Raw genomic sequence first — 22263 nt, 5'->3', positions numbered from 1 at the left:
AGCTCCTCGCTGCCACGGACGATCGACGACATTCCGCGAGAGTATCCGGCCCGGCAGGACGGGAGCAAATCCGCCTCCCGCGACCGCGCCCACCGGAGAACGAAACGCGGCACAGAGACTTCTTTCAGCTTGTCCCCCATTTGGGGGACAAAGTAGGGGTATGCTCAAGGCACCTGCCCTCATCGCCGACCACTTCCGACTGCCCCCTCGTCGGCGATGAGGGCAGGCACGTTTCCCGGCGCCGGCCCGATCTCGATCAGGCGCCCGTGTCACCGTCGCGGATCACCGCGCCGAACCGCTCAGCCGCGAGCGCAACGCCGGCCAGTTTGGCATCCGTCGCCTCAGCGGCCGTCAGCGTGCGGTCGTCCGCGCGGAAACGCAACGCGTAGGTGAGACTCTTCGTCCCCGGCGCGATCCCCGTGCCGCGGTAGTCGTCGACGAGGCGGACGCCCTCGATGAGCGGCGCGCCACCCTCCAGCAGCGCCGAGCGCACGTCGCCCGCCGCCACGTCCACCGGTACGACCACGGAAACGTCCTGCGTTGCCGCCGGGAACCCGGACAGGGATGCCGCGACCACCCGCGCCTGCGCTCGCTCGAGCAGAGTGTCGAGGTCGAGCTCGGCCACGAGCACGCGACCGGGAAGATCCCCCGCCGCGGCCACCGCGGGGAGGAGCTCACCGACGTAGCCCACGTCCACGCCCGCGACGAGGACGCGCGCCGTCCGCCCCGGGTGCAACGCCGCACGCTGCGCCTGAATGAGCTCGATGTCGACACCGGCCGCGCCCGCCAACACCCTCACCGCGTCCACGACGTCGGCGAGATCGGCGGCGACCGCCTGCTGTCCGGGCTGCTTGGCCACGAGATGCCCCGTGAGCAGCACCGCGACATGGCGACGCTGCGGCGGGATCGAGGCATCCAGCGCCGTCAGCGTCGCCGCGTCCGGGCGCACCGCGAGAGGCGGCACGGACGCGGTGCCGTACTGAACGCCCGGCTTCGGAAGGAACACCGTGCCGGTTTCGAACAGCGCGAGGTCGACTATTCCGCGCGACGAGTTCCGGTGCGCGACCTGCAGCAGGCCCGGGACGAGCGACCGACGCAGGAAAGGGGCCAGACCGTCGAGCGGGTTGGCGAGCTTCACGCTCGGGAGCGACTCCCCCGAGGGCGAACCGTGCAGATCGTTCTGCTCCGCGGTCGTGAAGGGGAAGGAAGGCGTTTCGACCAGGCCCGCCGCCGCCAGGGCGTTGGCGACGCGACGACGGCCCTGCTGCGCCGACGTGAGTCCCCGGCCGGACGGAGGAGTCGGGAGCACCGAGGGAATGCGGTGGTACCCCTCGATGCGGGCCACCTCCTCCGCGAGCGTCCACTTGTCGGTGAGGTCGGGGCGCCACGACGGCGGCACGACGATCCAGCCGTTCTCGCGGCGTTCGACGGTGCAGCCGATGAGCCGCAACGCGCCCTCGGTCTCTTCGTCGGTGTAATCCACGCCGATGAGGCCCGGGACGAACCCGCCGGGGAGGGGGATTCCCTCGATATGGACCTCGGCGAAGAGCGCTCCCCCGACGCTCGTGTCGAGGGTGCCGCCGGCGTATTCGACCATGAGGTCGGCGACGCGACGAGCCGCGACGAACGGGATGTTCGGGTCGACGCCGCGCTCGAATCGACGCGAGGCCTCGGAAGGGAGCTTGTGGCGGCGGGCCGTGCGGGCGATCGAGACGGTGTCGAAGATCGCCGCCTCGATGAGGACGTTGCGGGTGGCGTCCGTCATCTCGGTCGTGCCGCCGCCCATCACACCGGCCAGACCGATCGGCCCGGACTCGTCGGTGATCAGCAGGTCTTCGGCATCCAGCGCGCGAACCTTGCCGTCGAGCGTCTCGAGCTTCTCTCCCGGCAGCGCGCGCCGCACGGTGATGCCGCCCTGCAGCCGGTCGAGGTCGTAACCGTGGATGGGCTCGCCCAGCTCGAGCATCACGTAGTTCGTGATGTCGATGAGGATGCCGAGGGAACGGATGCCGGCGAGAGTCAGTCGCGCGATCATCCACGCCGGCGTCGGCTTGGTCGGATCGACCCCGCGGACGACACGTGCGACGAACTCCGTCGCCCCGACACGGCCGCGAATGGGCGCCCGGTCATCGACCGTGATCGGGAAACCGGCACCCGGGTCGAGGTCGCCCCATGCCCGCTCGGCGGGATCACGGAACGTCGCGCCCGTCGCGTGCGAGTACTCGCGTGCGACACCGCGCAACGAGAGGGCGTAGCCGCGGTCAGGGGTGACGTTGATCTCGACGGCGACATCGTCGAGACCGAGCAGGGCGATCGCGTCGGTGCCCACCGGCGCATCGATCCCAAGGTCGATCAGACGAAGGATGCCGTTGTGCTCGTCGCCGAGGCCCAGCTCGCGGGCCGACGCGATCATGCCGTCGGACACGTGGCCGTACGTCTTCCGTGCGGCGATGGGGAAAGGCCCGGGCAGCACGGCACCCGGGAGCGTCACCACGACCTTGTCGCCCTCGAAGAAGTTGCCCGCGCCGCACACGATGCCGCGGACGCCGCCGTGCTCCTCGCCGACGTCGACCTGGCACCACCGGATCGTCTTTCCGTTGGACTGCGGCTCGGGCGTGAACTCCTTCACTTGACCGACCACGATGGGACCGCCGAGCTCGAAGCGGTGCACGGCTTCTTCCTCGAAGCCGACGGACACCAGGGATGCCAGGACGTCATCCGGCGTGGCATCCGCGGGCACGTCGACGTACTCGCGCAACCAGGAGAGCGGGACGCGCATCAGACCACCATTCCGAACTGCTCGCTGAAGCGGACATCGCCCTCGGCCATGTCGCGCATGTCTTGCACGTCGCTGCGGAACATGAGCGTGCGCTCAATGCCCATGCCGAAAGCGAAGCCCGAGTACTCCTCGGGGTCGATGCCCGCGGCACGCAGGACGTTGGGGTTCACCATCCCGCAGCCACCCCACTCGATCCAGCGCGCCCCGCCCTTGAAGGTGGGATGCCACAGGTCGAGCTCGGCGCTCGGCTCGGTGAACGGGAAGAAGTTGGCGCGGAACCGCGTCTTGGCCTCGGGGCCGAACAGTACGCGCGCGGCGTGGTCGAGCGTGCCCTTGAGGTGGGCCATCGTGATGCCCTTGTCGACGACGAGGCCTTCGAACTGCGTGAAGACGGGCAGGTGGGTCGCGTCGAACTCGTCGGTGCGGTACACCCGGCCGGGGCACAGGACGTAGATCGGGAGGTCGCGCTCGAGCATCGAGCGCACCTGCACGGGGCTCGTGTGCGTGCGCATCACGAGGTGGCGGGCGACCGGGTCGACGAAGAACGTGTCCTGCATCTGCCGCGCCGGGTGGTCGACGTCGAAGTTGAGAGCGTCGAAGTTGAACCACTCGTGCTCGAGCTCGGGCCCCTCGGCGATCTCCCACCCCATGCCGACGAAGATGTCGGACACCTGCTCCTGCAGGAGCGAGATGGGATGCCGGGCACCGACGCGTGCGCGCTGCGGGAGGGCGGTGACATCAACGCGCTCCGCCTCCAGTCGCGCGGCGGTCTCGGCCTCGGCGAGCTCGCCCTCGCGGGCGGTGAACGCCTGGTTCACTCGGCCGCGGGCCTGACCGACGAGCTTGCCGAACTCGGCCTTGTTCTCGGGGGCGACGTTGCGCAGCTGGGCGTTGAGTCGCGAGAGCGGCGACTGCTCGCCGGCGTGCGCGGACCGCGCGGCCTTCAGGTCGGATGTGGTCGCGGCGGCGGTGACGGCCGCAAGTGCGGCGTCGACGGCGGAGGCGACGGCCTCGGGGGTGATCTCGGGTGCGTCAGACACGAGAACCGAGTCTACCGACGGGCGGGGACACTCCCCCGCCCGACGGTCGAGTCCGGCCATGCGTCAGGCGGTCGAACCGGGGTCGTTCTTGCCGGAGCCGCGCTGAGCGACGATCAGTTCGGTGTCGGTGCCGGTCTGCCCCGGAGCCTCGGCCCCGGCCACCCGACCGGCCTTCGGCGATCGGCGCAGACCCAGCTCCACGCGGTGGGCGGCATACGACAGCGCGAGGCACATCGCGACATAGATGACGCTGGCCACCATGGCGGCGGGGATGAGCGGCGAGCCGTACTCGCCGTTGGACCCGAGCTGGCGGGCGAAGTACAGCAACTCGGGGTAGGTGATGATGAAGCCGAGGGCGGTGTCCTTCAGGGTCACGACGAGCTGCGCGATGATCACCGGCAGCATCGCCCGGATCGCCTGCGGCAGCAGGATGAGGCGCATCACGCCCGCTTTGCGCAGACCGATGGCGTATCCGGCTTCGCTCTGACCGCGGGGCAGGGACTCGACACCGGCACGGATCACCTCGGACAGCACGGAGCCGTTGTAAGCGATGAGCGCGATCACGACCGCCCAGTACGGCGAGAGCCGGATGCCGATGACCGGCATGCCGTAATAGAGCAGCAGCATGAAGACGAGCACCGGGACCGCGCGCAGGAGCTCGACGATCCAGCCGACGGGCACACGCACCCAGGCGTGGTCGGACATGCGACCGATCGCCAGCACGAACCCGAGGACCAACGCGCCGACCGCGGCCGCGGCGAACGCGGCCAGGGTCGCCAGAGTGGCCTCGCCGAAGCGTGCCCAGATCGCGGTGTAGGTGAAGACGTTCCACTTCGTCGCCGAGAACTGGCCGGTGTCGGCGAAGCGCCACACGACGAAGCCGATGAGCGCCGCGACCACGACGAGGGTCACGATGCCGAGCAGGCGGTTTCGCATCCGGGCCCGGGGCCCGGGGAGGTCGTACAGAACGGAGGAGCTCATCGGGCGACCTTCCACTTCTTCTCGGCGGCACGCTGCAGGGCCGAGAGCACGAATACGAGAAGGACGAAGATCACCATGACGAGAACGATCGTCACGAGCTGATTCTCACCGTTCTCGCTCATGTTGGCCCGGATGTTCCCGAGGTTCACCACGGAGAAGCCGGACGCGACGGTGGTGTTCTTCAGCAGGGCGATGAAGACGCTCACCATCGGCGGGATGACCGCGCGCGTCGCCTGCGGAAGGACGACCAGCGTCATGACCTGACCGAAGCTCAGCCCGAGGGCCCGCGCCGCCTCCGCCTGTCCGACGGGCACGGTGTTGATGCCCGACCGGATCGTCTCAGCCACGTAGGTCGCGGTGTAGATCCCGATCCCGCAGACGGCCAGAGCGAGGAAGCTTCCGCGAGGCACGTCCACGAGGAGCGGCACGCAGAACGCGAAGAAGAACAGCACCAGCGTCAGCGGGGTGTTACGGATCCAGTTGACGTAGACGGCACCCACCGCCCGCGCGATCGGGATGGGTGAGACGCGCATCGCCGCCACGATGAAGCCCAGCACGATGGCGATCAGGCCACCGCCGACGAAGAGCACGACGGTTCCCCACAGGGCCTGCACCCACAGGTCGGGGTACTCGAAGATCTGATTCACCGCTTGCTTCCTGTCCTACTCGTCAACAGCGAGGGCAACGGTGCGGGCGGCGTTCGCGCGCCGCCCGCACCGTTCGCTCAACCGGCGGCGTCGACCGCGGGCTGCGTGCCCTCGACGCCGGACGCGCCGAGGTTCTTCTCGAAGATCGCCTGCCAGGTCGTCCCGCCGTCAGTGAACAGCGTGTTCACGAACTCCTGGAAAGCGGTGTCGCCCTTGGCGAGGCCGACGCCGTAGCGCTCCTCGCTGAAGGGCTCGCCCGCGATCTTGAGGTTGTCGGGGTCCTGCGCGGCGTAGCCGAGGAGGATCGCCTCGTCGGTGGTGACGGCATCCACCTCGCCGTTCTTGAGCTTCTCGACGCACTGCGAGTACGTGTCGAACTCGACGACCTGGGCGGGGGTCTGTTCGCGGATGCGCTGGATCGGGGTGGATCCGGTGACCGAGCACACGGTCGTCTCGGCGGTCAGCGAGTCTTTACCGGTGATCGTGTCGTTGTCGGCGGCGACGAGCAGGCCCTGACCGGTGAGGAAGTACGGACCCGCGAAGGAGATCTGCTCCTTGCGCTTGTCGGTGATCGAGTACGTGCCGACGTAGTAATCGATGTCGCCGTTGATGAGCGCCTGCTCGCGGTTGGCCGAGGCGATCGCCTTGTACTCCACCTTGGACTCATCGGCCGGGTCGTAGCCGAGCGACGCCGCGATCCAGCGGGCGATGTCGACGTCGAAGCCCTTGCGCTCGCCCGTGACCGGGTCGAGGTACCCGAGGCCGGGCTGGTCTTCCTTGACGCCGATGACGACCTTGCCGGCCGAGCTGATGTTCTCGAACGTCGTGCTGCCGTCGATGGTGACGTCGGTGGCGACCTCGCCCCAGACGGGCGCGTCGCTCGCCCCGTCACCGGAACCGGCGTCGGGCGATCCGGGAGTACCGCTGTTGCAGGCGGTGAGGGCGAGCAGGCCGGCGGCCACGATGCCGGCGCTCGTGAGCAGTCGAGTTCTACGCATGTGATGTCTCCTTGGTTACGTGTGCTGTGCGGAGGGGATACGGGGGAATGGCACGGGTGGCCGGAGTCGGTGCGGGCAGCGGAACGACGGTGTTCCGCGCCTGATCAATGGGTGATGAGCTTCGAGAGGAAGTCCTTCGCGCGATCGGATTCGGGACGGGTGAAGAACTGCTCCGGGGCGGCTTGCTCGACGATCTGACCGTCGGCCATGAACACCACCCGGTTCGCGGCTTTGCGGGCGAAGCCCATCTCGTGGGTGACGACGATCATCGTCATGCCGTCCTTCGCGAGCCCGACCATCACATCGAGGACCTCGTTGATCATCTCGGGGTCGAGGGCGGAGGTCGGCTCGTCGAAGAGCATGACCTTGGGCTTCATCGCGAGAGCACGGGCGATCGCGACTCGCTGCTGCTGGCCGCCCGAGAGCTGCGCCGGCAGCTTGTCGGCCTGGTGGCCGACGCCCACGCGTTCCAGAAGCGCACGCGCCTCCTTCTCGGCATCCGCCTTCTTCAGCTTGCGGACCTTGATCGGCCCGAGCGTGACGTTCTCGAGGATCGTGAGGTGGGCGAACAGGTTGAACGACTGGAAGACCATGCCCACGTCCGCCCGGAGCTTCGCCAGCCCCTTCCCCTCTTCGGGCAGCGCCGCGCCGTCGATCGTGATCGTGCCGCTCGTGATGGTCTCGAGTCGGTTGATGGTGCGACACAGCGTCGACTTGCCCGACCCCGAGGGGCCGATGACGACGACCACCTCGCCGCGGTCGACCGTGAGATCGATGTCCTTGAGCGCTTGGAATTGGCCGTAGTGCTTCTGCACGTCGGAGAGGACGACAAGGGGCTCAGGGCCCGCCGGGGGAACGGATGCCATTCCCCCACCCTATGAGACTGCCCGGAATGCGACCAGCTCGCTACGGACGCCTTAACCGTTCCGTAACAGCGGAATCACCCCGCGCGTTGCGCGAAAGCCGTCTCGTACAGGCAGACGCTGGCGGCGGTCGCGAGGTTCAGCGACTCCGCCCGCCCGTAGATGGGGAGGCGCAGCGACTGGTCGGCATGGGCGAGCGCGGCATCGTCGAGACCGCGGGCTTCGTTCCCGAAGAGCCACGCGGTGGGCTGGCTGAGGAGACCTCGGGATGCCACGAAGTCGTCGCCCCCGACATCGGCGGCCACGACGCGCAGGCCCGCCTCGTGCACCCGCTCCACGACGTCGGCGAGCTCGAGATCGACCGCGACCGGAAGGTGGAACAGTGACCCCGTCGTCGAACGCACGACCTTCGGGTTGTACAGGTCGACGGTGCGACCCGTGAGGATGACGGCATCCGCCCCCGCCGCATCCGCGGCGCGGATGATCGTGCCGAGATTCCCCGGGTCGCGCACCTCTTCGCAGATCGCGAGCAGGCGGGGATCGGCGGCCAGGACGTCCTTCAGCGCGGTAGGAGACTGTCGGGCCACCGCGACGATGCCCTGCGGCGTGACGGTGTCGGCCATGGCATCCAGGACCGCCTCGGTCGTGTATTGCAGGTCGACGCCGGCGTCGATGGCGGCATCCCGCACGTCCGTGTGCTTCTCGAGCGCGGTCGGCGTGGCGTAGAGCTCGATCACCGTCTCGGGCGCCCAGGCCAAGGCCTCGCGTGCGGCCTGCGGACCCTCGAGCAGGAACAGACCTGTTTCCTGCCGGGCGGCGCGCTTGCTCAGCTTGGCCACGGCGCGCACCCGCGGCGAACGGGGGTTCTCCAGCACGCCCCCAGTGTATGACGCCACCGGCATGCGACCCGGGAACCAGGGAGAAACGCCGAACGGGCGCCCTCCGGAGAGGACGCCCGTTCGTGGAACCGGTGTTACGCGGTCTTGGCGGCGTTGACGTCGCTGGGCAGCGCAGCCTTCGCCGTGGCGACGAGCGACGCGAACACGGCGGGCTCGTTCACCGCGAGCTCGGCGAGCATGCGACGGTCGACCTGCACACCCGCGAGGCCGAGGCCCTGGATGAAGCGGTTGTACGTGAGGCCGTTCTGGCGGCTCGCGGCGTTGATGCGCTGGATCCACAGACGACGGAAGTCGCCCTTGCGCTTGCGACGGTCGCGGTACGCGTAGACGAGCGAGTGGGTGACCTGCTCCTTCGCCTTGCGGTACAGGCGCGAACGCTGACCCCGGTAACCGGAGGCGCGCTCGAGGATGACGCGACGCTTCTTGTGGGCGTTGACGGCCCGCTTGACTCTAGCCATGACTAATCTTCCTTAAATCTCGCGGACGCTCAGATACCGAGCAGCTTCTTGGCGACCTTGGCGTCACCCGGCGCGAGGATCTTGTCCGCCGACAGACGACGGGTGCGCTTGGTGGGCTTGCCCTCGAAGTTGTGGCGGAGGTTCGCCTGCTGCTTCTTGATCTTTCCGCTGCCGGTGACCTTGAAGCGCTTCTTGGCACCCGAGTGGGTCTTCTGCTTCGGCATGTCTCTTCCTTCGTTGTGGTTCCCGCCGGGCGGGAGTTCGGGGGGCCTTACTCGGCCGGTGCCGAGGTGGGCTGTTCCGCGGAGGCCGAGTCACCGCGGGCGGCGCTACGGGCCGCTTCACGGTTGGCCGCACGCTGTGCGTTCTGCTCGGTCTTGACCTCGGACTTGTTCTTGTGCGGCGCGACCACCATCACCATGTTGCGGCCGTCGATCGTGGGGTTCGACTCGACCGTGCCGAACTCGGCGACGTCCTCGGCGAACTTACGGAGCAGGCGCACACCTTGCTCGGGACGGGACTGCTCACGACCGCGGAACAGGATCATCGCCTTGACCTTGTCGCCCGCCTGGAGGAAGCCCTCGGCGCGCTTGAGCTTGGTGATGTAATCGTGCGCCTCGATCTTCAGACGGAAGCGGACCTCCTTGAGGACCGTGTTCGCCTGGTTGCGACGCGCTTCCTTGGCCTTCTGTGCAGCCTCGTACTTGAACTTGCCGTAGTCCATGATCTTGACCACGGGCGGCCTCGAGTTCGGCGCGACCTCGACCAGGTCGAGGTCCGCTTCCTGGGCCAGACGTAGCGCAGCTTCGATGCGGACGATGCCGACCTGCTCGCCGTTGGGTCCGACGAGGCGGACTTCCGGGACTCGGATGCGCTCGTTGGTGCGGGGATCGCTGATGCGGAACTCCTCTTGTCTGCGGATGACGGCCGCCGCGATCCTGGTGGACCACGGGCGAAGAGGAGTACACGCCACCCGGCTCGGTGCGGTGAGCACCGGCTTCTGCACCCGAGCGACCCCGTGCGGGACGGAGCGGAGTGCGGGAACCCGGTAGCCTGGAGCGGCAAGCGCGGGTGGGATGTGATCCTCTTTCGTACGGAGCAGAACGCTCCGAAGCCCGCCACAGTCTAGCAGAGAGAACCACGTGGACACGATTCCCCCCGACGACAGCCGCGCCGCCTCGGATGCCGAGCGTCTCGCACGGTGGGAGGAGCAGGAGCGCGTCTCCGCCTCCGCCTCCCGCGACATCGCCGACGTGCCCGCCGTCGAGGTCATCACCACGACCGCCGTGCACCTCATGAGTGCTGCCGCGGTGAAGGTCGGCCTCGCCGACGACCCGCAGCAGCAGCTCGACCTCGACGAGGCCCGCAAGCTCATCAACGCCCTCGCCGGACTCATCACCGCGGGGGCGCCCGAGATCAGCGACATGCACGCGCGCTCGCTGCGCGACGGCCTCCGCTCCCTGCAGCTCGCCTTCCGCGAGGCATCCCTGATCCCCGATCCGATCGGCAAGGGACCGGGCGAGAAGTGGACGGGTCCCGTCAACTAGATCGATCGGTCCCGACGCAACGGGGTCCGGCCGCGAGGCGAGACGTCAGGGTACGCGGGCGTCGAGGAGGTGGCGGGTGATCTCCGCCAGCGCGTCGTGGCGCGCGGCATCCGAGGCGATCCTTCCGGCCGCCGAACGGTATGACCGGTCGGCGAGAACGGTGTCCACGGCGTGGGCGACGACCTCCGACCTCGGGCTGCCGGTCCGCAGATCGACGCCGGCGCCGGTCCACGCGATGCGCGCAGCAACCTCGGGCTTATCCTCGGTGTCGCCCGCCACGACCACCGGAACCCCGGCCGCGACAGCCGCCTGCACTCCCCCGAACCCGCCGTTGGTGACGAAGACGTCCGTCCGCGGGAGCAGAGCGTCGTAAGGGAGATAGCTCGCCGCTCGGGCATTGGGCGGAAGCGGGCCGAGATCTTCGACGGCGCGCCCACCCGCGCTGACGACGACGGTGACGGGGCGGTCTGCCAGCCCGGCCAGCGTCGGCCGGACGAGGCGCCCGAAGTCGTGGTTGTCGATCGTGCCCTGGGTGACATGGATGATCGGCGTCGCCCCATCGAGGTCTCCCCACCACGTCGGCAAGGGCGCGCCGGAACTCGCCTGCGGCAGCACGCCGACGAAGTGCGTGTTCGCGTCGAGGTCGGGGCGCGGGTAGTCCAGGCTGGCGGGCCCCGTCTGGAGGAACCGATCGAAGCGCCGCGACAGGTCCATGACGAATCCGTGCGGACGCGTGCCGCAGGCGGCGAGCGCGCGCTCTGCGGCACGCTGGGTCGCGCGGAAGACGACGCGGCGCGCGACGAGACCGAGCGCTGCGTACCGGGCGCGGTCGCCCGCTCCGCGCGCCGGGGGGAGTGCCATGCCGTAAGGACCCAGCGCGCGCGACGACTGCGAGAGGGGGGTGACACCGAGGGCGAGCACCGGAGGACGGATGCCGGCGCGGTCCAAGACCGGCAAGATACCCCCGAAGGCCCCGTCCACCAGGACCGCGTCCGGCTGGATCGCGTCGATCGCGGCATCCACGGCCGCGTACTGGTCCGGGATGGTGTCGACGAAGATCGTGCGGATGTCGTATTGCGCCTGTCGCACCCCGGAGTACTTCGCTCGATCGGGAAGGTAGAGGTCGGGGCGGCGGTCGTCGTAGTCGGCCGCTCCGCCGAGCGGACGGAAGTCGGCGCCGGCGCTCTCGACTCGATCGCGGAAACGGGTGCCGGTGAGCATCGTCACCGCGTGCCCGTGGCGCACCAGGTGCCCCGCAACCTGCAGCATCGGGCCCACGTGCCCGTGAATGGGGTTGGACGCCAGGAGAACGGTCACCATGGGCGGCTCCATTTCGTTAGATTGAGACTCTAACGATAGTGGGAGGATGCCATGTCCCCGCGACCCTATTCGTCGCCAGCCCGGCAGGCGGACGCCCAGCGCACACGAACGGCCATACTCGACGCCGCCGCTGACCTGTTCTCCCGGCGCGGCTACACGAGGACCACGATGAAGGACATCGCGGCGGAGGCGGGGGTCTCGGTCCAGTCGGTCCACCTCGCCGGTTCCAAGGCGACGCTGCTGGTCGCCGCCTTCGAGCGGACCTTCGCGGGCGACGAGGGTCCGCACAGCCTGTCGGAACGTCCCGCGATGGCCGAGATCATGTCGCGGCCGGACGCCCGGGACGCCATGCGCGGATGGCTCGACTACGTCGCACATGCCAACCGGGCCACCGCCGGCCTCGTCCGGGCGATGGCCGTGGCCGCGGAGACGGACGAACTCGCCGCGGCATCCATCGCCGACCTCGACGCGCGTCGGCGCGCGGACCTCGGCTTGGCCGCCCGGTGGTTGAGTGAACGCGGGATGCTCGAGCCCGAGGAACGGGAGCAGGCCACGGATGAACTGAACCATCTCGTGGGCCCCGAGACCTATGCGTTCTTCGTGACGAAGTCCGGGTGGACGGACGCTCGCTACCGTCGCTGGCTCGACACGGCGCTACAGCGGGTTTTGGCGCGCGACCCTCGGAACGCCGCGAAGGCGTGAGACCCGCGCGGGTCAGATGTCGGTGGGACGGTGGAGCTTCACCGTCAGGGAATCGACCAGGACCGCTATCCGGTCGTCGGCTGCCCAGCGTCGCGCCAGCCGGGCGAGGACGGCATCCAATTCGTCCTGGGCAAGGCCAGCCATGAGGCGTAGATGGACGACGAGTTCGGCACCGCGCAGACGGCCCGTCGGATCCCCGGGCTCTACCGCGAGATCCAGGACTGCCAGCTCGCCGGCGATGCTCTCCTGCAGACCCGTGAAGACGGCCGGGGACACGTGCGCGGGCTCCCACGGCTCCCCCTGGGCGATCGCCCACACGGCCGGGCGTCGCAGCACGAATTCGGTCTCGGACGCCGGGTCGATCACGATGAGTTCGGTGTCCTCCGACGCCGCCGCGAGGGCGGTGCGCCGACCGTCCGCGGGGACCGGGCGCGCTTTGGCATCCCACCGCTGCATCGCATCGACGGAACTGAACACGGGCAACACCTTGCGACCGTCGGGCGCGGCCACCGTCACGATCGACAGTTCCTGCGTCTTGTCGACCTCGAGGCCGTGCGGACCGACACCGTGGTCGCCCTTCTCGGCCACGAGCGGGATCAGCAGGCGCGCGCTGCGGTACGCCTCGACGACGGCACCGGCATCGCCCTCCCCCGCCGCGAACGCCTGCAGCGCGACGAGGAGTGCGGGATCCGCGGACCCGTCGTCGCCGGAGTGCGGGTTCGACTCGAACCGACGCCCCTCCCAGGGGACGCCCGCCGAATCGGCGCGATGATCGTCAGTGCCCGGCGACATCCAGCGCCTCGGCGAGGGTGAACTGGCCCGCGTAGAGGGCCTTGCCCACGATCGCCCCTTCCACGCCCAGCGGCACCAGCTCGCGCAGCGCGACGATGTCATCCAGGCTCGACACGCCGCCGGACGCGACGATCGGCTTGGGCGTGCGCTGGGTCAGTTCGCGCAGCAGTTCGAGGTTCGGACCGCGAAGCGTGCCGTCCTTCGTCACGTCGGTGACCACGTAGCGGCTGCAGCCGGCGTCTTCCAGACGCTCCAACACGGTCCACAGGTCGCCGCCGTCGCGGGTCCACCCGCGGGCGGCGAGGGTCGTGCCGCGCACGTCCAGCCCGACGGCGATCGCTTCGCCGTAGCGGTTGATGACGTCGGCGGCCCACTCGGGGTTCTCGAGCGCCGCGGTGCCGAGGTTGATGCGGCTCGCGCCGCTCTCCAGAGCGGCCTCGAGCGAGCGATCGTCACGGATGCCGCCGGACAGCTCGACCTGCACGCCCTTGACCTGCTTGATGACCTTGCGCATCACCGCGGTGTTGTTGCCACGGCCGAAGGCAGCGTCGAGGTCGACGAGATGGATCCACGCCGCCCCCTGTCGCGCGAAGTCCAGCGCGGCATCCACGGGGTCGCCGTAGCTGGTCTCGGTGCCGGCCTCTCCCTGGGTCAGTCGGACGGCCTTACCGTCGGCGACATCGACCGCGGGCAGCAGGACAAGCTCGGGCGTGGACGCGAAATCGTTCATGGCTCCTCGTGCCGGCAGGCGCCTCTCGCCAGCCCGGGCACGAGGTCACACAGTAGTCGCGCGCAGCCCGTCGATCCAATTCGCGAGGAGCCGGATGCCGGCCTCCCCCGACTTCTCGGGGTGGAACTGCGTCGCGGCGAGCGGGCCGTTCTCGACCGCCGCGAGGAAGGGAGCGCCATACGTGCACCACGTGAGCACCGGTTCGGGGAACGGCGGGGTCACCTCGAGCGACCATTCCTGCGCGGCGTAGGAGTGCACGAAGTAGAACCGCTCGTCGGCGAGGCCGTCGAACAGGCGCGAGCCCTCGCCTGCAGAGATCGTGTTCCAGCCCATGTGCGGAAGGACCGGCGCCGCGAGCTCGGAGACGGTTCCGGGCCACTCCCCCAGACCCTCCGTGTCGGTGCCCCGCTCGATGCCGCGGCCGAACATGACCTGCATGCCCACGCAGATACCGAGCACGGGGCGCCCTCCGGCGAGGCGGCGATCGATGATCTCTCCACCCCGGCTGGCGTTGAGCGCCCCCATGACGGCGCTGAAGGCACCCACGCCCGGAACGAGCAGGCCGTCCGCGTCGAGCAGCAGCGCGCGATCCGAGGTCAGCCGCGCGTCCGCACCCGCCTCGATGAGTGCCTTGACGGCGGAGTGGACGTTGCCCGAGCCGTAGTCGAGGACGGCGACGACAGGCTTGCTCACAGGGCGCCCTTCGTACTCGGGATGCCGTCGACGAGCGGGTCGAGTGTCTTCGCCTGGCGGAACGCGCGGGCGAGGGCCTTGTACTCCGCCTCGGCGATGTGGTGCGGGTCGCGCCCGCCCAGGACGCGCACGTGCACGGTGAGCGCCGCGTGGATCGAAATCGCTTCGAACGAGTGGCGCACGAGCGACCCGGTGAAGTGGCCGCCGATGAGGTGGTGCTCGAACCCCGCGGGCTCGCCCGTGTGCACCAGATACGGACGGCCGCTGATGTCGACCACCGCCTGCGCGAGTGCCTCGTCGAGCGGGACCAGTGCGTCGCCGTACCGGGCGATACCGGACTTGTCGCCCAGCGCCTGCCGGATGGCCTGACCGAGCACGATCGAGGTGTCCTCGACCGTGTGGTGCGCGTCGATGTGGGTGTCGCCCGTCGCCGTCACACGCAGATCGGTGAGCGAGTGCTTCGCGAAAGCGGTGAGCATGTGATCGAAGAACGGCACACTCGTGGAGATCTGGCTCGAGCCGGTTCCGTCGAGGTCGAGAGAGAGCTCGACCCGCGACTCGCTCGTCTCGCGGACGATCGTGGCGGTGCGGGGCGAGGCGGGGCCGGTCATGCTCGCGATCCTACCGAGGCGAGGGCGTCGAGGAACGCGGTGGTCTCGTCGGCCGTCCCGGCGGTCACGCGGAGGTGGTGGGCGATCCCCACGTCGCGGATGAGGACGCCGCGGTCGTACAGCGCCTTCCACATCGCGGCGGGGTCGTCGACTCCTCCGAAGAGCACGAAGTTGGTCCAGGACTCGTGCGCGACGTAGCCCAGGGCCGCGACGGTCGCCGAGATGCGGTCGCGCTGTGCAACGATCTCGTCGACCATCGACAGCATCGTGTCGGCGTGGGCCAGGGCCGCCGTCGCGGCGGCCTGCGTGAGAGCGCTCAAGTGGTACGGCAGACGCACGAGGCGGAGGGCGTCGATCAGGGCAGGATCGGCGGCCAGATACCCCACGCGAGCGCCCGCGAACGCGAACGCCTTGCTCATGGTCCGCGAGACCACGAGTCGCGGACGGCCGGGCAGAAGCGTCACGGCCGACGGCTCGTCGTGCGGCGCGAACTCCTGATAGGCCTCGTCGACGATGACGATCCCGTCGGTCACCGCGTAGACGGCCTCGATGACGTCGAGACCCAGCGGCGTACCGGTGGGGTTGTTGGGCGCGCAGAGGAACACGATGTCGGGGTTCTCGCGGACCACCTGCTCAGCGGCGAACGCCGGGCTCAACGTGAAGTCGTGCTCACGTTCCCCCGCGACCCATTCCGCACCGGTGGCGCGGGTGAGGATCGGGTACATCGAGTACGTCGGCGCGAAGCCCATCGCTCGGCGACCCGGGCCGCCGAACGCCTGCAGGACGTGCTGAAGCACTTCGTTCGAGCCGTTGGCAGCCCAGATCTGCTCGCGTGTCAGCCCGTGCCCGAGGTAGTCGGCGAAAGCCTCACGGAGGGCGGTGAACTCACGATCGGGGTAGCGGTTCACGTCGCGCAACGCACGGGCGATGGCATCCAGGATGTCATCCGCCACCTCGGACGGCACCGGATGCGTGTTCTCGTTGACGTTGAGGGCGACGGGGAGCGCAGCCTGTGGTGCTCCATAGGGAGTCAGACCCCGCAGGTCGTCACGAAGAGGGAGGTCGTCGAGGCGAACGGTCACCTCACCCATCGTAGGCGGGTCCGCGCCCGACGATCACCGTCCAGACGCGTACGCGGTGGGGATCGCGATGCGCTGACCGGCGGCCACGGACCCGTTCTCGAGGGCGTTCAGTCGAGTGATCTCGGCAACCACGTCGCGGGGGTCGGAACCCGGGGCGACGTCTTCGGCGATGGACCACAGGGTCTCGCCGCTCATGACGGTGATCTCGGTGAAGGCACCGGCGGCAGCACCGGTCTCGTTCGAGGCCAGGGCCGCACCGCCTCCGACGACGGCGATGGCCAGCGCGACGATCACGGGAAGCGCGGCCAGGAAGGCGAACACGCGACGCCCGCGTGCGGTCAGACGCAGACGGGTGGTGGGGGTGGTGACGGCGATGCTGCTCATGATGTGCTCCTCGGTGGGGAGAGATTCGCACCCCGCCCTCGGCCGGGAGGGCGGTGGTGCGAATCTGTATTCCGAATCTATCTTCGATACTGTGGGGGTGTCAACACCGTGGTTCTCGGAGACCGATCGAACGCGACACGCGGAGCGCTCCGCGGTGATCGAGGGATCTACCGGATACGGTTTCGACGAGGAGACCTCACCACGGACCTCCGACATTCGAATTTCCGCCGCATCGACAGGGCGGCGCGAGGGGAGCACACATGACCGACGCGACGACCGCGGCCGGCCGAGAACGGCCGCAGACCCGGCGCCGGAAGAGCCTCAGCGACAAGCAGCTCGCCATCCTCGAGGTCATCCAGCGCTCGATCGCCCGGCACGGCTATCCGCCGAGCATGCGCGAGATCGGCGACGCCGTGGGGCTGAAGTCGCTCTCGAGCGTCACCCACCAGCTCAATCAGCTCGAGCTCAGCGGATACCTTCGCCGCGACCCCGGGAAGACGCGCGCGATGGAGGTGCTGATCGACCTGCCCGGCACCGCCGCCGAGAACCCCGCCGACACCGCGCCCGCCGTGGGCGACGCCGCCCTCGTCCCCCTCGTCGGTCGCATCGCCGCGGGCGTTCCCATCACCGCCGACCAGCAGGTGGAGGAGATCTTCCCCCTCCCCCGTCAGCTGGTGGGCAAGGGCGAGCTGTTCATGCTCAAGGTGTCCGGCGACTCGATGATCGACGCCGCGATCTGCGACGGAGACTGGGTCGTCGTGCGTGCACAGTCGACCGCCGAGAACGGTGAGATCGTCGCCGCGATGCTCGACGGCGAGGCGACCGTCAAGACGTTCCGCCGCCGCGACGGTCACACGTGGCTTCTCCCTCGCAACTCCGCGTTCGAGCCGATCCTGGGCGATGAGGCCGTCGTGCTCGGCCGGATCGTGGCGGTGCTGCGCACGGTCTGACCCCACCTCAAGGTCTGGGAAGGCCGGATGCTCCGCTCGTCGCGGCGTCCGGCCTTCGCCGTCGGCGGGCGCGACGTCCTCTCCCCAGGCTGCCGCAGCGGCGTGGCCGACACCCCTACCATGACAGGACACCTCGAGAGAGCGGGCCCCGTGTCGTCGAACATCCCCACCGGACAACCGGCATCCCTCGAGCCCGACGGCGCGCCTGCCCCCGAGGCAGGCCCGGCGGAAGAGGCGGGCCCGGTGGGAGGGACAGCCCCGGCGGAACAGGCCCGATCGACCCCGGTCAGGGAGACTCCGCGCCGACCGCGAACAAGCACCGTCGTCCTCAGCGTCCTCCTGTCGCTGGTCGTAGCCGCGGGCGGACTCGGCTTCTTTTGGCTGTCCACCCAGCTGCAAGAGGCGCGCACGCAGATCGGCGATCAGCAGCGCCAGATCACCGACCAGCAGAGACAAATCGACGAGCAGGACGAGATGATCGAGCGGAAGGAGCAGTTCGGCGCCGCGATGGACGACCTGTACGCGACCGTCGAGCCCCTCGTCGGTCTTCCTTTCGCGACCCTCGTCCCGTGGTACCGCGCCGAGGATCTCGCTGACCGCGCATGGATCCATCGCCGGAATCCCGATTCCCTCGACGGGGACATCAGGGATCTCCGGGCCTTGACCTCGCAGATCTCGGCGCGCACAGCGGGGGTCGGCGACCAGGCCGGATCCAACGCCTCCGGCACAGCGTGGGAGGCCGCGCTCGACACGCTCGGACGCGGCTGGGTCCGCACGGTTTTCGACGACGGCGGGACGCCGTGCGGATCGACGGCTCTGGCCTGCGTCTCCGGCGAGGATCCGTTCACCGTTCATGTGCGGGCGAGCACTCAGACGGACCCGACGATGACGGAGTGGATCCGCACCGGTGCCGCCTACCACGAGTACGCCCACGTGCTGCAGTTCACGAACCCCCAAGACACCGATGCGGCGCTCGCCACCTTCGACGGCGACGCCGAGACGATGGCGGACTGCTTCGCGCTGACGTTCCTGGATGGCTGGTCGCTGGACCACGAGGTCACGATCGACGACTCCTCGTACTACGAGGTCAGCGTCGGGTACGGGTACACCTGCAACGCGAACGAGCGCCAGGTCATCCGCGACTGGGTGGCGGGGTTGGGGATCGAACGCCAACCCGTCGGAGGCTGACCGGCCCGCGCGCGGGCGGCGACGGACGTCGTGTCCGAGGCGGTACATAGGGTGGATGCCATGCCCCAGACGCTTCCCTACGGATCCTGGCCCTCTCCCCTGACGCCCGAGGCGGTGGCGCAGGCGCAGCCCCGGTTGGACGGCGCGCGCTTCGTGGGCGACGACGTCTGGTGGGGAGAGTCCGTGCCGAGCGAGGGCGGCCGGGTCGCGGTGCATCGGCGCCGCGGTGGCGGGTCGATCGAGACGGTCCTGCCGGCCCCCGCGAACGCACGTTCGTCCGTGCACGAGTACGGCGGCGGTGCCTGGACGGCCTCCGACGACGGCGAGCTGTACTACGTCGAGAAGTCCGACCAGCGCGTCTACGCCCTCACACCGGGCGGCGCACCGCGGGCACTGACCCGCGCCGACGGCGACGTGCGCCACGGCGGACTTTCGTGGCAACACGGCACTCTGCTGGCGGTCCGCGAGATCCACGGCGGCGGACGCGTGCCGGATCGCGCCATCGTGCGGATCCCCCTCGACGATTCCGACTCCGAGGTGCTGGCCGATGGCAGCGACTTCCTCGCCCACCCGGCGCTCTCCCCCAACGGCCAGCGCCTGGCCTGGATCGCGTGGAATCATCCCGACATGCCCTGGGATGCCACCATCCTCCGCGTCGCAGACCTCGTCACCGGTGAGGTGCGCGACCTCGCCTCGGGCGATCGGCGCGCGCCGTTGCAGCCGGTGTGGATCGGCAATGACGAGCTGCTCTACGCCGACGATCCGGACGGGCGCTGGAACCTGTTCCGCCGCGTTCTCGGGGGCGATCCTCAGCCGGTCGCACCGGCCGACGCCGACACCGGCGGGCCGGTGTGGGTTCTCGGGACCCGGTGGTTCGGCGCCACGTCGGATGGCCGCATCATCGCGGTACGCACGAACGGTGGCGACGAGATCGTCGAGATCGCACCGAGCGGCATCCGTCCCCTCGGCGTCCCGATCGTGGCGGGCGCCTCGATCGACGACGTGCGGGGCTCGCGAGCCCTGATCTCCGGCACTGACGCATCGGGCCTCTCGGCCCTCTGGTCGGTCGACCTCGACACCGGAGAAGCACAGGTCGTCACCGCCGGCGAGCACCCCGGGACCGAATGGATGCCGACGGCCCGCGCCCTCCGCACGGAGGGTCCGCACGGCCCGGTCCACGCCTTCGCGTACCCGCCGACGAATCCGGATGCCGTCGCGCCCGAGGGTGAGCGGCCGCCATACGTCGTGCTCGTGCATGGCGGGCCGACCTCGCACGTCGGTCCGGCGCCGTCGGCGAAGACGGCGTTCTTCACCAGTCGCGGTATCGGCGTCCTCGACGTCAACTACGGCGGTTCGACGGGGTATGGCCGCACCTATCGTGAGCGGCTCCTGGGCCAATGGGGCGTCGTCGACGTCGACGACGTCGCCGCGGCGGCATCCGCGCTCGCGACCGCCGGTCTCGCTGACGCCGAACGTCTTGCGATCGCGGGCGGATCCGCGGGTGGGTGGACCGTTCTCGCGGCGGTGACCAACACCGACGTCTTCTCCGCCGGCATCTCCCGCTACGGCGTCGGAGACGCGCGGGCCCTCGCCGAGGACACCCACGATTTCGAGGCCCGTTATCTCGACGGGCTCATCGGACCGCTCCCGGATGCCGAAGCCGTTTACGTCGAACGGTCACCGCTATCGCATCCCGAGCGCTTCCGGGTACCCCTGCTCATCCTGCAGGGCAGCGAAGACCGCGTCGTCCCGCCCTCGCAGGCCGAAGCCATCCGCGACGCGCTGGCCGCGCACGGGGTCGCCCACGCCTACGTGCTCTACGACGGCGAGGGCCACGGGTTCCGCCGGGCGGAGACGGTCGTCGACTCGCTGGAGCGCGAACTAGGGTTCCTCGGCGCCGTGTTCGGGTTCGAGAGCCCCGGCATCCCGCTGCTCACGCTCGACTGAGCCCCGACGGGGGCACGCGCAACGACGCCCCGCCTCAAGGCGGGGCGTCGTCGGTGTGCGGACCGGTCAGGAGGCGAACGGTGCGAGTTCGGCCGCGAGACGCGCGCCGACGTGGGCGTGGAGGAACGTTCCCTGCTCGCGGTGCTCCTGGGCGACGATGAGGCCGCTCTCGTGAACGGCGGACACGAGGTCGCCGCGGTCGTACGGCACGACCGCGTGCACCTCGACCGCGGGGAGCGGAAGCGCGTCTTCGATCGTGGCACGCAACTCGTCGATGCCCTCGCCGGTGCGCGACGACACGAACAGGGCCGCGGGAGCGAGGCCGCGCAACACCAACCGGTCGTCGGGGCTCAGCAGGTCGGCCTTGTTGAACACCACGATCTCGTGACCGAAATCAGCGTTCACATCGCCCATGACGTCGCGCACCGTGGACAGCTGCGCCGCCGGATCGGGGTGCGAAGCGTCGACGACGTGCAGGATGACGTCGGCGCCGCCGACCTCCTCGAGCGTCGACCGGAACGCCTCGACCAGCTGGTGCGGGAGGTTACGCACGAACCCCACGGTGTCGGTGAGCGTGTAGACGCGCCCGTCGGTCGTCTCGGAACGCCGGACCGTGGCATCCAGCGTCGCGAACAGGGCGTTCTCGACAAGGACTCCGGCGCTCGTGAGCCGGTTCAGCAGACTCGACTTGCCGGCGTTGGTGTACCCGGCGATGGCGACCGAGGGGATCGTGTGCCGCTTCCGCTCGGCGCGCTTCGCCTCACGGGCCGGGGCGAAGTCGCGGAGCTGCTTGCGCAGCTGCGCCATGCGGGTGCGGATGCGACGGCGGTCGAGTTCGATCTTCGTCTCGCCCGGACCGCGGGATCCCATTCCCGCGCCGCCCGCGCCCACCTGGCCACCGGCCTGTCGGGACATCGAGTCACCCCATCCGCGCAGGCGCGGGAGCAGGTACTCGAGCTGAGCAAGCTCCACCTGGGCCTTGCCCTCGCGGCTCTTGGCGTGCTGGCTGAAGATGTCGAGGATCACGGTGGTGCGGTCGATGACCTTCACCTTCACGACATCCTCCAGGGCACGTCGCTGGCTCGGTGCGAGCTCGGTGTCGGCGATGACGGTATCGGCGCCGACCGCGGCGACGATGTCGCGGAGCTCCTCCGCCTTGCCGCGGCCGACGTACGTGGCGGGGTCGGGGTGCGGGCGGCGCTGCAAGACGCCGTCGAGCACGACCGCACCCGCGGTCTCGGCCAAAGCGGACAGCTCGCGGAGCGAATTCTCGGCATCCGTCTGCTCACCCTGAGGGTGGACGCCGACGAGGACGACGTTCTCGAGGCGCAACTGTCGGTATTCGACCTCCGTGACGTCCTCGAGCTCGGTCGACAGGCCGGGCACGCGGCGCAGCGCGGCGCGCTCCTCGCGATCCCACTGGTCGCCGTCGCTCGATCCGCCGTACGCCGTCGAGGCATCTTGAAGGGCTTGCGCCGCTCCGAAGACCCGGACCCCTCGGTGCGCTTCGGCGCGCGAGAGCACGCGGTCGACCGGGTCGGCCGGCGACGCATCGGTGCTCGGGGGTGTGGTCTGTTCGGTCATGTGTTCCTTTCGTCCGCGGGCGATGCCACGGCATGCTCGCACTTTAGTCGCCCCCACCTCCGGGGGCT

At 69.6% G+C, this 22263-nt stretch carries 23 protein-coding genes; 5 read left to right on the top strand and 18 right to left on the bottom strand.

Annotation, left to right across the window (positions count from 1 at the left end; genetic code table 11):
- Positions 1-256: 256 nt before the first annotated feature.
- The 10 genes from pheT to infC all read right to left on the bottom strand — a co-directional run bounded on the left by pheT (position 257) and on the right by infC (position 9602).
- A complete protein-coding gene (gene pheT / locus ABC271_RS06590) occupies positions 257-2779 on the bottom strand; it encodes a phenylalanine--tRNA ligase subunit beta (RefSeq protein ID WP_412924097.1) in 2523 nt (840 codons plus the stop codon).
- Positions 2779-3819: a phenylalanine--tRNA ligase subunit alpha gene (gene pheS, locus ABC271_RS06585; protein ID WP_412924096.1), complete on the bottom strand. Its 1041-nt coding sequence runs from the start codon at positions 3817-3819 to the stop codon at positions 2779-2781. The genes pheT and pheS overlap by 1 nt, the downstream gene beginning before the upstream one ends.
- A gap of 63 nt (positions 3820-3882) precedes the next feature.
- The gene (locus tag ABC271_RS06580) at positions 3883-4800 is read right to left on the bottom strand and encodes an amino acid ABC transporter permease (RefSeq protein WP_412924095.1); all 918 of its coding nucleotides are present in this window, start codon (positions 4798-4800) and stop codon (positions 3883-3885) included.
- A complete protein-coding gene (locus ABC271_RS06575) occupies positions 4797-5447 on the bottom strand; it encodes an amino acid ABC transporter permease (protein WP_412924094.1) in 651 nt (216 codons plus the stop codon). Before ABC271_RS06575 ends, ABC271_RS06580 begins: the two co-directional genes overlap by 4 nt.
- Positions 5448-5524: 77 nt before the next feature.
- Entirely contained in the window at positions 5525-6445 is a 921-nt protein-coding gene (locus ABC271_RS06570) for a glutamate ABC transporter substrate-binding protein (RefSeq protein ID WP_412924093.1), read from the bottom strand.
- Positions 6446-6549: 104 nt separating this feature from the next.
- Positions 6550-7311: an amino acid ABC transporter ATP-binding protein gene (locus ABC271_RS06565; RefSeq protein ID WP_412924092.1), complete on the bottom strand. Its 762-nt coding sequence runs from the start codon at positions 7309-7311 to the stop codon at positions 6550-6552.
- 74 nt (positions 7312-7385) lie between these two features.
- On the bottom strand, positions 7386-8183 hold the full coding sequence (locus ABC271_RS06560) for a TrmH family RNA methyltransferase (RefSeq protein ID WP_412924091.1): 798 nt from the start codon (positions 8181-8183) through the stop codon (positions 7386-7388).
- A 98-nt stretch (positions 8184-8281) separates the two neighbouring features.
- Positions 8282-8665 carry a 50S ribosomal protein L20 gene (rplT, locus tag ABC271_RS06555; protein ID WP_063257942.1) on the bottom strand — a complete coding sequence of 128 codons (384 nt, stop codon included), beginning with the start codon at positions 8663-8665 and terminating at the stop codon, positions 8282-8284.
- A 29-nt stretch (positions 8666-8694) separates the two neighbouring features.
- Complete coding sequence (gene rpmI / locus ABC271_RS06550; protein WP_005048908.1) at positions 8695-8889, bottom strand: 50S ribosomal protein L35; 195 nt, start codon at positions 8887-8889, stop codon at positions 8695-8697.
- A 47-nt stretch (positions 8890-8936) separates the two neighbouring features.
- Positions 8937-9602 (bottom strand): translation initiation factor IF-3, encoded by a 666-nt coding sequence (gene infC, locus ABC271_RS06545; protein WP_412926113.1) that lies wholly within the window; start codon positions 9600-9602, stop codon positions 8937-8939.
- Positions 9603-9807: 205 nt separating this feature from the next.
- On the opposite strand from infC, the gene ABC271_RS06540 reads away from it, so the two are divergent.
- Entirely contained in the window at positions 9808-10212 is a 405-nt protein-coding gene (locus ABC271_RS06540) for a DUF1844 domain-containing protein (protein WP_412924090.1), read from the top strand.
- 45 nt (positions 10213-10257) lie between these two features.
- Here the strand turns inward: ABC271_RS06540 and ABC271_RS06535 are convergent, their stop codons facing one another.
- The gene (locus ABC271_RS06535; protein WP_412924089.1) at positions 10258-11532 is read right to left on the bottom strand and encodes a glycosyltransferase; all 1275 of its coding nucleotides are present in this window, start codon (positions 11530-11532) and stop codon (positions 10258-10260) included.
- A 51-nt stretch (positions 11533-11583) separates the two neighbouring features.
- Here ABC271_RS06535 and ABC271_RS06530 point away from each other — a divergent pair, with 51 nt between their 5' ends.
- Complete coding sequence (locus ABC271_RS06530; protein WP_412924088.1) at positions 11584-12234, top strand: TetR/AcrR family transcriptional regulator; 651 nt, start codon at positions 11584-11586, stop codon at positions 12232-12234.
- A 12-nt stretch (positions 12235-12246) separates the two neighbouring features.
- Here the strand turns inward: ABC271_RS06530 and ABC271_RS06525 are convergent, their stop codons facing one another.
- From ABC271_RS06525 to ABC271_RS06500, 6 genes are read right to left on the bottom strand one after another with little or no spacing between them, the layout of a single operon-like run.
- A complete protein-coding gene (locus ABC271_RS06525; RefSeq protein ID WP_412924087.1) occupies positions 12247-13026 on the bottom strand; it encodes an SseB family protein in 780 nt (259 codons plus the stop codon).
- Positions 13010-13756: a bifunctional 1-(5-phosphoribosyl)-5-((5-phosphoribosylamino)methylideneamino)imidazole-4-carboxamide isomerase/phosphoribosylanthranilate isomerase PriA gene (gene priA, locus ABC271_RS06520; RefSeq protein ID WP_138174392.1), complete on the bottom strand. Its 747-nt coding sequence runs from the start codon at positions 13754-13756 to the stop codon at positions 13010-13012. Before priA ends, ABC271_RS06525 begins: the two co-directional genes overlap by 17 nt.
- Before the next feature lie 45 nt (positions 13757-13801).
- Positions 13802-14449, bottom strand: a complete 648-nt coding sequence (gene hisH, locus ABC271_RS06515) for an imidazole glycerol phosphate synthase subunit HisH (protein WP_412924086.1) — start codon at positions 14447-14449, stop codon at positions 13802-13804.
- Positions 14446-15060, bottom strand: a complete 615-nt coding sequence (gene hisB, locus ABC271_RS06510; RefSeq protein ID WP_412924085.1) for an imidazoleglycerol-phosphate dehydratase HisB — start codon at positions 15058-15060, stop codon at positions 14446-14448. Before hisB ends, hisH begins: the two co-directional genes overlap by 4 nt.
- Entirely contained in the window at positions 15057-16151 is a 1095-nt protein-coding gene (locus ABC271_RS06505; protein ID WP_412924084.1) for a histidinol-phosphate transaminase, read from the bottom strand. The genes hisB and ABC271_RS06505 overlap by 4 nt, the downstream gene beginning before the upstream one ends.
- A 24-nt stretch (positions 16152-16175) precedes the next feature.
- Positions 16176-16526 (bottom strand): LysM peptidoglycan-binding domain-containing protein, encoded by a 351-nt coding sequence (locus ABC271_RS06500; protein WP_412924083.1) that lies wholly within the window; start codon positions 16524-16526, stop codon positions 16176-16178.
- 260 nt (positions 16527-16786) lie between these two features.
- On the opposite strand from ABC271_RS06500, the gene lexA reads away from it, so the two are divergent.
- The 3 genes from lexA (at position 16787) to ABC271_RS06485 (ending at position 20611) form a co-directional block, all read left to right on the top strand.
- Positions 16787-17476 carry a transcriptional repressor LexA gene (gene lexA / locus ABC271_RS06495; RefSeq protein WP_412924082.1) on the top strand — a complete coding sequence of 230 codons (690 nt, stop codon included), beginning with the start codon at positions 16787-16789 and terminating at the stop codon, positions 17474-17476.
- A gap of 120 nt (positions 17477-17596) precedes the next feature.
- A complete protein-coding gene (locus ABC271_RS06490) occupies positions 17597-18664 on the top strand; it encodes a hypothetical protein (protein WP_412924081.1) in 1068 nt (355 codons plus the stop codon).
- Between the two features lie 60 nt (positions 18665-18724).
- Positions 18725-20611, top strand: a complete 1887-nt coding sequence (locus tag ABC271_RS06485; RefSeq protein WP_412924080.1) for a S9 family peptidase — start codon at positions 18725-18727, stop codon at positions 20609-20611.
- A gap of 66 nt (positions 20612-20677) precedes the next feature.
- Here the strand turns inward: ABC271_RS06485 and hflX are convergent, their stop codons facing one another.
- The gene (gene hflX / locus ABC271_RS06480; RefSeq protein WP_412924079.1) at positions 20678-22195 is read right to left on the bottom strand and encodes a GTPase HflX; all 1518 of its coding nucleotides are present in this window, start codon (positions 22193-22195) and stop codon (positions 20678-20680) included.
- Positions 22196-22263 lie beyond the last annotated feature (68 nt).

The sequence above is a fragment of the Microbacterium canaveralium genome (assembly GCF_047238045.1).
Classification (GTDB): Bacteria; Actinomycetota; Actinomycetes; order Actinomycetales; family Microbacteriaceae; genus Microbacterium.
Note: the sequence above shows the minus strand (reverse complement) of the source record. Positions and strands in the feature narration are given on the sequence as shown.